Genomic DNA, 11350 nt, shown 5'->3' on the forward strand with positions numbered 1-11350 from the left:
AACTTTTTCAGTATACCTAATAAACTATTTCTTATAGTACCAAGCTTTTGTCTTAACTGAATATTTTCATCTTCAAGCGCCAGTTCGCGCGCGCTTCTTGGCTTTCGGGCATCTGATTGATGTTGGGAAATTCCTGCCGCAAGGTCAGCCTTACAACTATTATAAACCAGAATGGCCTCAGTTGATCCATTCTCCAGCTTGCATTGATGGGCAGATGCTAATGACGGTAACAAGCTAACAGTAATAATTAATAACGGAATAAAAACACGCATAAACACAGCCTTAACAAGGATAATACCACACTAGACTAGCGAAACATTATCAATGGTCAATGCCTGTGGTACGGCCAAAAGTCAAAACTGTGACGATATTTACCAAAGGGGTGGTGGGGGATGGTGGGTGCTGAGGGGCTCGAACCCCCGACCTATTCGGTGTAAACGAATTGCTCTCCCAGCTGAGCTAAGCACCCATGGCAAGACCCCGGAAGAAGCCGGATTCTATCAGTAACGTTTATAGTCATCATCACTGAAGGTTTAACAAGGTAAACCGCCAATGACAACGCCGACCTTTATATAAGGTCGGCGTTGAAAAAGATACACAAAATTAGCTGTTAACTGCTTCTTTCAAAGGAGCGCCCGCTTTAAACTTGGGTTGCTTTGATGCTTTAATTTGGATGGTTTCACCCGTTCTTGGGTTACGGCCAGTTGTGGCGGCGCGATGCGCAACAGAAAAAGTACCAAATCCAACAATTCTTACATCGCCACCTGATTTCAATGCGCCCTGGATACTTTCAAAAACAGCATCAACTGCGCGACCTGCGTCAGCTTTTGTCAAACCAGATGACTCAGCAACATCAGAAACAAGATCATTTTTGTTCATGGGAACCCCCCTCTTTGGTGGTGTTAGTTGTTATATATTCAGCGAAATTAACACATTAATGCACCGAAACACCAAATAAAAACGCGCCTATCAGTCAAAAATATAGAAAAATTGCAGTTAAACTACCCGCTACAGACTAAAATAAGGCTTAATGAGCAACAATATCGTCGCTCGCTTCACCTGCATCAGGTAATTTCACAGCCGCTTGGGTTTCAGCATTCGATGCACCTGTAATCGACATGGGCAATGGTTCTTCGACAAGCGCCGCTGACAAGGCTTCATCGACCATGGCGACAGGAATGATTGTCAGACCTTCTTTGACATTATCTGGAATTTCAACAAGGTCTTTTTCATTATCTTTGGGTATCAAAACCGTTGTGAGACCACCGCGAAGGGCGGCCAGCAACTTTTCCTTAAGACCACCAATGGGAAGCACCCGCCCTCGTAAGGTGATTTCGCCCGTCATTGCCACATTCCGGCGCACAGCTATGCCTGTAACTGCCGAGATGATTGACGTTGCCATCGCAACACCTGCAGATGGCCCATCCTTGGGTGTCGCGCCTTCGGGAACATGAACATGCAAATCATGCTTGGCCAGATCCGCAAGATCAATGCCATATGTTTCTGCCCGTGACTTGATAAAGAATTCAGCAGCCTGAATCGATTCCTTCATCACATCGCCTAATTTACCTGTCGCACTAACTTTACCTTTGCCAGGCACACGAACCGCTTCAATTTGCAGCAATTCTCCACCCACTTCGGTCCAGGCCAGACCAGTGGTGACACCAACCTGATTCTCGGCCTCAATTTCTCCATGCCGGAATTTAGGCACGCCAAGATAGTCATCCAAATTCGCCGCTGTGACAGTCGCCGATACAGAATCACCACTTACGATTGATGTCACGGCTTTACGCGCGACTTTGGCGATTTCACGTTCTAGGTTACGGACGCCAGCTTCACGCGTATAGCGTTGAACCATCATGCGTATCGCATCGTCAGAAATCGACAACTCACCATCTTTCAACCCGTGATCTTCAAGCTGGCGGTTGATCAGATGCCGCTTGGCAATTTCCAACTTTTCATCTTCAGTGTAACCAGACAGACGAATAATCTCCATCCGATCCATCAGCGGCTGTGGCATATTTAGCGTATTGGCAGTTGTGACAAACATCACATTCGACAGATCGAACTCAACTTCCATATAGTGGTCTGCAAAACTGTTATTTTGTGCCGGATCCAGAACTTCCAGCAATGCGGATGTCGGGTCACCACGCCAGTCAGCACCTAATTTATCAATTTCATCTAGCAAAAACAGCGGGTTGTTTGATTCCGCCTTCTTCATGCCATGAACAATTTTACCTGGCATTGACCCGATATAGGTGCGACGATGACCACGGATCTCGGCTTCATCGCGAACGCCGCCTAACGCCATGCGCACATATTTACGCCCAGTTGCCCGTGCAATCGACTTGCCTAGCGAAGTTTTACCAACGCCTGGCGGACCTACAAGGCACAGAATAGGGCCTTTCATGCTCCGCGTACGTTGCTGAACAGCCAGAAATTCGATGATGCGATCCTTGACCTTGTCCAGCCCATAATGATCAGCGTCAAGAATCTCGCGCGCCTTAACTATATCCTTTTTAAGGCGCGTTGACTTTTTCCAAGGTAACGCCAGCATCCAATCCAGATAATTGCGCACAACGGTTGCTTCGGCGCTCATAGGGCCCATATTGCGCAGCTTTTTCAACTCGGCATTTGCCTTTTCGCGTGCCGCTTTCGGCATTTTCAAATCGGCTAGCTGGGTTTCAAGCTCATCTAGCTCATTACCACCATCTTCGCCATCGCCTAATTCCTTCTGGATCGCTTTCATCTGCTCATTGAGATAATATTCGCGTTGGGTTTTTTCCATCTGGCGCTTAACCCGGTTGCGCACGCGTTTTTCGACCTGCAAGGCACCTATTTCGGTTTCCATCGCACCGAACACTTTTTCCAGCCGTTCATGAACGTCCAGAATTTCCAGCAATTCCTGTTTTTCGTCGATCTTGACGGATAGATGTGACGCGATCATATCTGCAATTTTGTCAGCTTCGTCGACCTGTTCGATCGCATTCAACACTTCCGACGCAATTTTCTTATTTAGTTTCAGATACTGTTCAAACTGTTGAACCGTTGTTGCGGCCAGCGCTTCGGTATCAGCACCAAGATCGCCAGTCTGTTCCATAGGCAAGGCTTCGACAGTCAGAAAACCATCCTGCGCACGCAAACTATCAAGGTTCAATTCAACGCGGTCACCGCCCTCAACCAGCACCTTAACAGCGCCGTCCGGCAGTTTCAAAAGTTGCAGAATCGATCCAACGGTACCAACACGATGTAATCCAGCGGCATCTGGATCTTCTATATCCGCTTCAGTCTGCGTCACCAGAATGATTTGCTTTTCTTCAGCCATTACGGCTTCAAGAGCCTTGATAGATTTTTCGCGACCAACAAAAAGCGGCACAATCATATGCGGAAATACAACGATATCACGTAATGGCAATATAGGTAGCGCAATTAAAGCTTTGTCTGACATTAGCTAAATTCCTCGGCGATCAATTTGTTCACACAGACGTCTTGCCTGCCAATTCCATATGGGCAGTACAGCACTAATTTCAAGGTTATGGTGACGGAAATGCGGCCTTAAGCGCTACTATCAGCCTCTTTGGATTTTTTAGCATGAACAACCAACGGCTGCGCACCACCATCAACAACATCACTGTTGATGACCACCTCTTCGATATCACCACTAGTCGGGATATCAAACATCGGTTCCATAAGGATGTTCTCCATGATCGAGCGCAAACCACGCGCGCCAGTTTTACGCGCAATCGCTTTTTTTGCTACAGCTCGTAAAGCATCATCACGGAATTCAAGACGGACATCATCCATCTCAAACAGCTTTTCATATTGCTTTACAAGCGCATTTTTCGGTTCTGTCAGGATACGGATAAGGGCCTCTTCATCAAGATCCTCAAGCGTTGCGATCACCGGCAGACGGCCAACAAATTCAGGGATAAGACCAAATTTGATCAGATCCTCTGGTTCCAGTGACCCTAGAAGTTCACCAATCTTGCGATCGTCTGGATCACGCACATCAGCACCAAAGCCAATACCAGCACCTGTATCACGACCTGCAATCAATTTATCAAGTCCGGCAAACGCGCCACCACAGATAAACAGGATGTTGGTTGTATCAACCTGAAGGAACTCCTGCTGTGGATGCTTTCGGCCACCTTGTGGTGGTACTGATGCAACCGTGCCTTCCATAATTTTCAACAGCGCCTGCTGCACACCTTCACCTGATACGTCGCGGGTGATTGACGGGTTATCTGCTTTGCGTGAGATCTTATCGACCTCATCAATATAGACAATCCCACGCTGGGCGCGTTCAACATTATAGTCGGCAGCCTGTAGCAGTTTGAGAATGATATTTTCAACGTCTTCACCAACATAACCAGCTTCGGTCAATGTTGTGGCATCAGCCATAGTAAATGGCACGTCAAGCATCCGCGCCAAAGTCTGCGCCAATAGAGTCTTGCCACAACCTGTTGGGCCAACCAGCAGGATGTTTGATTTTGAAATTTCCACATCGCCTGTGCGGCCTGCATTTGCCAAGCGTTTATAATGATTATGCACAGCTACTGACAAAACGCGTTTCGCCCGCGACTGACCAATGACATAACCATCAAGCACGTCGAGGATATCAGCTGGTGTTGGCACACCGTCATGGCTTTTGGACAATGCGGTTTTATGCTCTTCACGGATTATATCCATGCATAATTCGACACATTCATCGCAAATAAAGACTGTTGGTCCGGCAATGAGTTTACGAACTTCATGCTGGCTTTTCCCGCAAAAAGAACAGAAAAGCGTGCTTTTATCACTATCTTCTGATTTTGCCATCTGACGGCTCCTGACGATACTCTGGCGCTGAAGCGACCAATATGGCCTTTTTCCAGCTATTACAAACGTTAGTTTAAAACTGCCTTACACACAGTTACAATTTAAATCTGGCTATCACCCGCAAAAACCGTGCCTATAATTCAAAATTAAACAGTTTGTTGCCAAAAAGCCACATTTACGATCTTTCAGTCTATGACGCCTTTTCATCTTTACCGGCTGGGCGCTTCTCTACAACTTCATCGATCAAACCGAACTTCTGAGCATCCTCGGCTGTCATGAAAGTATCGCGCTCCATGATTTTCTCAACATCTTTCAGGGTCTTGCCAGTATGCTTGACATACATGCCATTAAGACGCTTGCGCAAATCAAGAATTTCCCTGGCGTGAATTTCAATATCACTTGCCTGACCCGAGAAGCCACCTGATGGCTGATGCGTCATGATCCGTGCATTTGGCAATGAATAGCGCTTGCCTGCGGCACCAGCCATCAATAATAGCGAGCCCATTGACGCCGCTTGACCCATACATACTGTTGATACGTCGGGGCGGATATATTCCATCGTGTCATAGATCGCCAGACCAGAAGTCACAATACCGCCTGGCGAATTGATATACATCGAAATATCTTTGGTTGGGTTTTCAGACTCCAAAAACAGCAACTGCGAGCATACAAGCGAGGCCGTGGTATCATCAACCGGACCATTCAGGAAAATAATACGTTCTTTGAGAAGCCGCGAAAAAATATCATAAGAACGCTCGCCACGGTTAGTCTGTTCTACCACCATTGGCACCAGATTAGCCATCGGGTCAAAGTTCGATTTAGCTACTTCATAATCACGCATTATAGTCTCCTGCATTGGATGAGTTGCTTGCGGCTCGTCAAGCTAATAAGATAATTAGGGTCGGCTGGCACCGACATAGACTTAGACTATATGGGAAATAAAGAAGCGGGTTCAAGATTATATTGAACCCGCTTGCGCTAATATAGCCAAAATCAACCGCTTTAAAGGCGGCAGACTTTATATAATTATGACTTCTTCTTAGCCGCCTTTTTGGCAGGTGCCTTTTTAGCCGCTGTTTTCTTCACCGCCGTTTTGGCAGCTGGCTTCTTAGCTGCTGATGTCTTGGCAGACTTTTTAGCCGCTTTCTTGGTTGGGGCTACCTCTTCAGGGGCTTTATACAGCGTATCGACATCAGTTGTAACTTCAGTCACTTTCGCCAGCTCAAGGATATAATCGATAACCTTATCTTCAAAGATAGGACCAGCCAGCTGTTGCAGAGCTTGTTGGTTTTTCTGGAAATATTCCATTACCATCTGCTCTTGTCCCGGATAGCGTCGCGCTTCTTCGATAACAGCACGCTGGGTATCGGCTTCGGTCACTTCGATTTTACTGTCGCGACCAATTTCGGTCAGCAAAAGACCAAGACGGACACGGCGTTCAGCCACTAACTTGGCTTCGGCTTTCGCATCGTCGTCCATACCTTCATCAGCAGCAGGATGGGCGTGGTCATGATCGTGGTCATGGTCATGATCATGATCATGTTCAGACGCGGCAGGATTCATCGCCCGGGCCACTGACTCATATTCTTGCTTGAACAAAGATGGTGGCACGTCAAAGGCTTCACCATCAGCAAGGCCGTCAAGAACGTTCTTTTTCACGGCCTGACGCAAAGCGGTTGCATGCTGGGCACCAAGTTGCTCACGCACAGCTTCTTTAAGCGCATCGATTGTTTCAAAGCCCAGGCGTGTTGCCAGATCTTCATCGACCTTTGCCTCACCAAGCTCACGCATTGCCGTAACTTTGGTTTCAAACACGGCAGCTTTGCCGGCCAGATGCGCAGCTTGATAATCCTCAGGGAACGACACATTTACATCGCGGCTTTCACCTGGCTTAACGCCGATCAAACCATCTTCAAAGCCTGGAATGAAGCTATTTGAGCCAAGTTCCAGCGAATGACCCTCGGCAGCGCCACCGTCAAACGGTTCACCGTCAATCTTGCCAATAAAATCAATGACGACAATGTCACCCTTTTTGGCGGCACGTGGCTTAGCCACCTCAACACTTGGGCGATTCTCACCAGCAATCGTGGTCAGCGCCTCATCAATCTGAGCTTCGTCAACAGGCAAGACTGGTTTTTCGATAGACAATTTACTCAGATCAGGAATTTTGATCTCAGGCATAATCTCGCAGGTAAATACCGCTTCAAGATCCTTACCTTCTTCATAGGATTTAATATCCACTGATGGCTGGCTAGCCAGATTAAGGCCATTATCATCAACAGCTTTGCGCGCACCTTCGTCAAGCGCAGCTTTGATTGCATCACCTTGAACCTGCGCACCAAAGCGCGTTTTTACAACAGCCATCGGCACCTTGCCTGGGCGAAAACCTGGCATATTTGCGGTTTTGGCAATTTCGGCAAGTTTGGCTTGTGTTTCGGTTTCGATATCGGCGGCAGTAATCGTAATGGCGAATTCGCGCACCAGACCTTCGCTTTTGGTTTCAGCAATATTCATCGAACAGGTGCTTCCCTCTCATTTAGATCAAAATCCGCCCTAGATGAAATCGGATATTTGCTCTTTAATTTGTTACCTGATCACCCTAGTGGCCCTGTCTCGTGTATGTTTAAAGGCAGGCGGATGATGCTCTATCTATGTCTGTTCAGCCTTGTGGTACGGGCGGAGGGACTTGAACCCCCACGACTTTCGCCACTGGTACCTAAAACCAGCGCGTCTACCAATTCCGCCACGCCCGCATAACACAAGCTGATTAATGTCCGGCTACTGGTAAATAGCACGGTAGTCTATTATCGTCATGTTCCGGCAAGCCGAAACTATAAGTTTCCGAGGCACCCCAACCCAAAAGTGGGTGTGGGGCGAGTGACCGGGATTGAACCGGCGACCTCCAGTGCCACAAACTGGCGCTCTAACCGACTGAGCTACACCCGCCATCGGCGGTTTGCAATAAATGCAACACCGGTCGGATGTTTAACCACCTTCAAAGCTGGCGTCAATCGTTGCCGCGCAGAATTTAGCCAGAATTTACAAATTTTGTTGAATTAGACGAAGCTTACCATCCAAATCCCCGCATAAGCGTCAAGTCGAGGCATTCTTTTGGCGCATTTGTGGCGCACATCCTTTGGGAAAAGATGTGGTTTTGTGACCAAAGCAAAATATCACCACCAAAGCAATACATCACATAAGTCACGCTTGCAGATTATAAACTATGATTTTTTCACTTTAACTGTGCGTCTAGGCATTGGATCGGCTGGCACATTAACGCTGGCCTGATCTCGACGATGGCGGGCATCGGTCACCTGCAACCATAATATAACGGCAAAAAACAAACTGAACGCGCTGATCACCAACAACAGATATAGAATATCCCCTCGCATAATGTCGTCTCCTTTTTAAGTCTCAATGCCAATAATGAAAGATTAATGGAGGTCACGAGTTCAAACATTGATCGAAATCAATTTCTGCCTTGTTGTTTTGTGTTCTCATGGAACCAACGCTTAGCAATGGAGGATACAAATGAAACTCGCTTTTGTAATGACGACGGCGGTTGATATGCCCAAGAGGCAAATCAGTCTTGCCTGTCAAATCGCCAAAAAACTCGATGTGCCTCTTGTGGGCATTGCGGCCACTGAAGACACTATGGAATATTACTCTGGAGGTGGTGCAAGTTACGTAAGCTTGGTGACGGTATCGATTGATAATGCCGAAAGAAACCTCAAACGCTGTGGCGATGCGTTCAAAGCGATTTGTGATGAACATGATGTCGCGCATGAATGGTTTGGCATTCATGGCTTTATCCTGAATGAATGGCCAAAACTGTCGCCCTATGTTGACATAGCCATCGTTGCGCCACCATTGTCGGCACCGCGTTTGGCATCAGCAGGCATCAGCGCGACCATCCAGCTGTCCGAACAAACCAAGATAGTCGATTTATCTGGTCGTTGCCTGATCGCATGGGATGGCTCGGCGCAGGCAGGACGGGCGTTACGCGCTTCCATGCCACTATTGAGCCGCTTCACCGAAGTTGATGTCATATTGGCGGATCCCGATGCACCTAATTTATCACGCGATATCGCCAATTATCTGGCAGCCCATGATATCAGTGCCAATATCAACATCGAATCTAGCCGTGATCGAAACACCGCCCAGATGATTCTCAAGGAAGCCCAGAATAGCGATCTTGTGATTATGGGCGCTTATGGCTTTTCAATGACTCTGGAAAAGCTTTTTGGGGGCGTTACCGAAACCATGCGCACCGAATGCCGGGCACCTATTCTATTTGCGCATTAATGCCTGAAACAGTTGCGGATTAATGCGTGAAACAGGCACTGTGCACAATCTGGCCTGATCACTCGGCGACGTCTTCCTCTGCCTCACGCTCCATCCGGTTGCGACGTTCTGACAGTGTTTCATCGTCAAACATCCAAAAAGCCGCACCTTGAACAGCTTTCCATTTAAGACCCAACCGAGTCATTATATCTAACGCAGAACCGCTAAGCGTTGAGGATTGCCCCTCAAACATTATCTTGGTGTCGTCATGGACAACAGCTGTATATTGCGGATCCTTTGAAAAAGTCAGAATACTGCCTATGGGAATATCAACCATAGAAAATTTGAATCGTTTACGCATGGGCTTGGACTCATTCATCGCCCGCACACCCGCTTCATCCTCGGCTACATCATCCGTTGGGGTAACGTCCTTACCGCCAGCTAGCTTTAATGCTGAGATAACGCGGAGCGGATCGATTTCAAAAAATTCCCGATTATTACGGACACGCCTGTCACCAAACGCATCGTGAAGAAGTTTTTCGACTGTATTCATATCAGCTACATGACTTGCATATTCACAGCGAAAAGGAAGTGGAACTGAGGTGTTGTCCAAATTTCGCAAGCGTTGTTTGAGATTGGCTGTCTTACCTATCTTTACATAACCTTCAAAGGCGGGATTGGTCAGAACATATATAATTGAGATAACGCGTCTCCCCTCAATAAGACACCACTTATAATAACCGGCTCGGTCAGCATGATTTCACGAGTCCGGTGTTAATAGGGATAGGGGTCGATCCATGAAACAGCTTGATCCCCACCCCGATCATCCAAGACAGTCGTGGCGACATCAATGGCGCCTATCTGCACAATCCGGTCAGTTTGCGGTTTCAGCCCGGTCGTTTCCAGATCAAGCGAAACAAGCGACACCTCAGCAAGTGGCATGGTGACAAGTGGCATGGTGGCAAGTGGCATCGTGGCAAGTGGCATCGTGGCTGGTTGCAATTTTGGCTGGTTGCATCCCCCTCCAGATATGATGATCAGACCATTCATCCTAACGCAGGTATTTCGCAGAACGCAATCATATTAAGCGGATGGTGCCTGGCTCGCATAAAAAGACAAGCACAATGTTTCACGTGAAACCTTAATATTAGATACTTTTAATATAAACCATTGATATTATTTGCTTATTTAGCAGGGTTTTCTTGTGCTAGCCTATGCGACAACTATTATATAGGTCTTGATGGGGGGGCATCATGCTAATTGAAACTAAAAACACCAATCTAGAGCTTAAAGACCTTTTAGATGACCTTGATTTACACCCACGAGAAAAAAGTTTTGGAGATGATATTGACTTAGCGAACAAGGAAATATTTCATCCATCATCTAGCGCCGATGAATCTTGCATAAGTTTTTTAAATTGGGTCGCACGCTATCAACCTTGCCTTTTTGGACGCATGGGTGCAAGAAGCGCAAAAGGCATTAACTATAATATCTGCTGGATCACTTCGACAGATATCAATGAAGGTGATAACCATTTACGCGAAAAAATCCAGCAGGCCAGACGCGACTGGAAAGATTTAGCCAGCGAAGGACTTTCTAGTGGTTTTTTGATAATGTTGAACGATGTACGATTAGTTCTTGCAAAGCCTAGTTTTGAATTTCTCGAAGTATGCAAAAGAATTTGTGAGTTATATCTGATTGAGCATACCCCAATAGAAAGTGATGTAATTTATACTGAGGCAATACCACTAGGGTCTGGTGATGGTTTAGGAATTTTTAAAGCTGGTGTTAATATTTTCTATTCTTCTGCTCACAGCACATTAAACCATGACCGACGTGTACCTGGCGGCGTATTGTTATCAACAAATTCACCAGGTCATCTAGCTAATTCACTGGTGATAAAACATAAGTCACTAACATTGAACAGTGCTGTAGATCAAATCTTCAACCTGGCAATGCAATCCATTGGCAATGGGGGTATTGGCCACAAAGCGATTAAGAGTTGTACATGGCACAACAGGGAAACTGAGCAGGATAAATTAAGGAAAAGAAAAGCGTTAATTCCTCACCCAAAACATGTTCCAGTCGACTATTCAGACACCATTTATTCTGCTCTTTACCATACAGATGTCCTTTTACCCGAAGTCGTAATGACCAATGACACCGAATGTCCAAAATTAAAGCACGCTGAAAAATGGCCTTGGCTTGCCATTGACTACATAACAGAAGAAAGATTTGAGTCTGGGCA

At 46.7% G+C, this 11350-nt stretch carries 11 protein-coding genes and 3 tRNA genes; 2 read left to right on the top strand and 12 right to left on the bottom strand.

Annotated features, from left to right (window positions below; genetic code table 11):
• The 10 genes from ACTF7Q_RS09130 to ACTF7Q_RS09175 all read right to left on the bottom strand — a co-directional run.
• Window positions 1-272: hypothetical protein (locus tag ACTF7Q_RS09130; protein ID WP_438997534.1), on the bottom strand; the 272-nt coding region annotated here is incomplete at its 3' end.
• Between the two features lie 121 nt (window positions 273-393).
• Window positions 394-469 (bottom strand) — tRNA-Val (locus tag ACTF7Q_RS09135).
• Window positions 470-603: 134 nt separating this feature from the next.
• Complete coding sequence (locus ACTF7Q_RS09140; protein WP_332923942.1) at window positions 604-879, bottom strand: HU family DNA-binding protein; 276 nt, start codon at window positions 877-879, stop codon at window positions 604-606.
• 148 nt (window positions 880-1027) lie between these two features.
• Window positions 1028-3448, bottom strand: a complete 2421-nt coding sequence (lon, locus tag ACTF7Q_RS09145; protein WP_438997535.1) for an endopeptidase La — start codon at window positions 3446-3448, stop codon at window positions 1028-1030.
• A 107-nt stretch (window positions 3449-3555) separates the two neighbouring features.
• On the bottom strand, window positions 3556-4818 hold the full coding sequence (gene clpX, locus ACTF7Q_RS09150) for an ATP-dependent Clp protease ATP-binding subunit ClpX (protein ID WP_438997536.1): 1263 nt from the start codon (window positions 4816-4818) through the stop codon (window positions 3556-3558).
• A 190-nt stretch (window positions 4819-5008) separates the two neighbouring features.
• Window positions 5009-5659 carry an ATP-dependent Clp endopeptidase proteolytic subunit ClpP gene (gene clpP / locus ACTF7Q_RS09155; protein ID WP_013044995.1) on the bottom strand — a complete coding sequence of 217 codons (651 nt, stop codon included), beginning with the start codon at window positions 5657-5659 and terminating at the stop codon, window positions 5009-5011.
• Between the two features lie 185 nt (window positions 5660-5844).
• Window positions 5845-7332 carry a trigger factor gene (tig, locus tag ACTF7Q_RS09160; RefSeq protein WP_438997537.1) on the bottom strand — a complete coding sequence of 496 codons (1488 nt, stop codon included), beginning with the start codon at window positions 7330-7332 and terminating at the stop codon, window positions 5845-5847.
• 154 nt (window positions 7333-7486) lie between these two features.
• A tRNA-Leu gene (locus tag ACTF7Q_RS09165) sits at window positions 7487-7571 on the bottom strand.
• A 116-nt stretch (window positions 7572-7687) separates the two neighbouring features.
• Window positions 7688-7764 (bottom strand) — tRNA-His (locus ACTF7Q_RS09170).
• A gap of 275 nt (window positions 7765-8039) precedes the next feature.
• Window positions 8040-8210 (bottom strand): hypothetical protein, encoded by a 171-nt coding sequence (locus ACTF7Q_RS09175; RefSeq protein ID WP_438997538.1) that lies wholly within the window; start codon window positions 8208-8210, stop codon window positions 8040-8042.
• Between the two features lie 139 nt (window positions 8211-8349).
• On the opposite strand from ACTF7Q_RS09175, the gene ACTF7Q_RS09180 reads away from it, so the two are divergent.
• Complete coding sequence (locus tag ACTF7Q_RS09180; protein WP_438997539.1) at window positions 8350-9123, top strand: universal stress protein; 774 nt, start codon at window positions 8350-8352, stop codon at window positions 9121-9123.
• Window positions 9124-9181: 58 nt separating this feature from the next.
• Here ACTF7Q_RS09180 and ACTF7Q_RS09185 read toward each other — a convergent pair whose 3' ends face one another.
• Together ACTF7Q_RS09185 and ACTF7Q_RS09190 are read right to left on the bottom strand one after the other, a co-directional pair.
• The gene (locus ACTF7Q_RS09185) at window positions 9182-9823 is read right to left on the bottom strand and encodes a GIY-YIG nuclease family protein (protein ID WP_438997542.1); all 642 of its coding nucleotides are present in this window, start codon (window positions 9821-9823) and stop codon (window positions 9182-9184) included.
• A gap of 53 nt (window positions 9824-9876) precedes the next feature.
• Complete coding sequence (locus ACTF7Q_RS09190) at window positions 9877-10152, bottom strand: exonuclease domain-containing protein (RefSeq protein ID WP_438997540.1); 276 nt, start codon at window positions 10150-10152, stop codon at window positions 9877-9879.
• Window positions 10153-10355: 203 nt separating this feature from the next.
• Here ACTF7Q_RS09190 and ACTF7Q_RS09195 point away from each other — a divergent pair.
• Window positions 10356-11350: hypothetical protein (locus ACTF7Q_RS09195; RefSeq protein ID WP_438997541.1), on the top strand; the 995-nt coding region annotated here is incomplete at its 3' end.

Origin of the sequence: Puniceispirillum sp. (SeqCode), assembly GCF_965657105.1 — a bacterium.
In the GTDB taxonomy this organism is placed as follows: Bacteria; Pseudomonadota; Alphaproteobacteria; order Puniceispirillales; family Puniceispirillaceae; genus Puniceispirillum.

Excerpts from the sequence above, each read along its gene's own strand:
- ACTF7Q_RS09140 (WP_332923942.1), bottom strand. The coding sequence starts at position 879 with ATGAACAAAAATGATCTTGTTTCTGATGTTGCTGAGTCATCTGGTTTG.
- lon (WP_438997535.1), bottom strand. The coding sequence starts at position 3,448 with ATGTCAGACAAAGCTTTAATTGCGCTACCTATATTGCCATTACGTGAT.
- clpX (WP_438997536.1), bottom strand. The coding sequence starts at position 4,818 with ATGGCAAAATCAGAAGATAGTGATAAAAGCACGCTTTTCTGTTCTTTT.
- clpP (WP_013044995.1), bottom strand. The coding sequence starts at position 5,659 with ATGCGTGATTATGAAGTAGCTAAATCGAACTTTGACCCGATGGCTAAT.
- tig (WP_438997537.1), bottom strand. The coding sequence starts at position 7,332 with ATGAATATTGCTGAAACCAAAAGCGAAGGTCTGGTGCGCGAATTCGCC.
- ACTF7Q_RS09175 (WP_438997538.1), bottom strand. The coding sequence starts at position 8,210 with ATGCGAGGGGATATTCTATATCTGTTGTTGGTGATCAGCGCGTTCAGT.
- ACTF7Q_RS09180 (WP_438997539.1), top strand. The coding sequence starts at position 8,350 with ATGAAACTCGCTTTTGTAATGACGACGGCGGTTGATATGCCCAAGAGG.
- ACTF7Q_RS09190 (WP_438997540.1), bottom strand. The coding sequence starts at position 10,152 with ATGAATGGTCTGATCATCATATCTGGAGGGGGATGCAACCAGCCAAAA.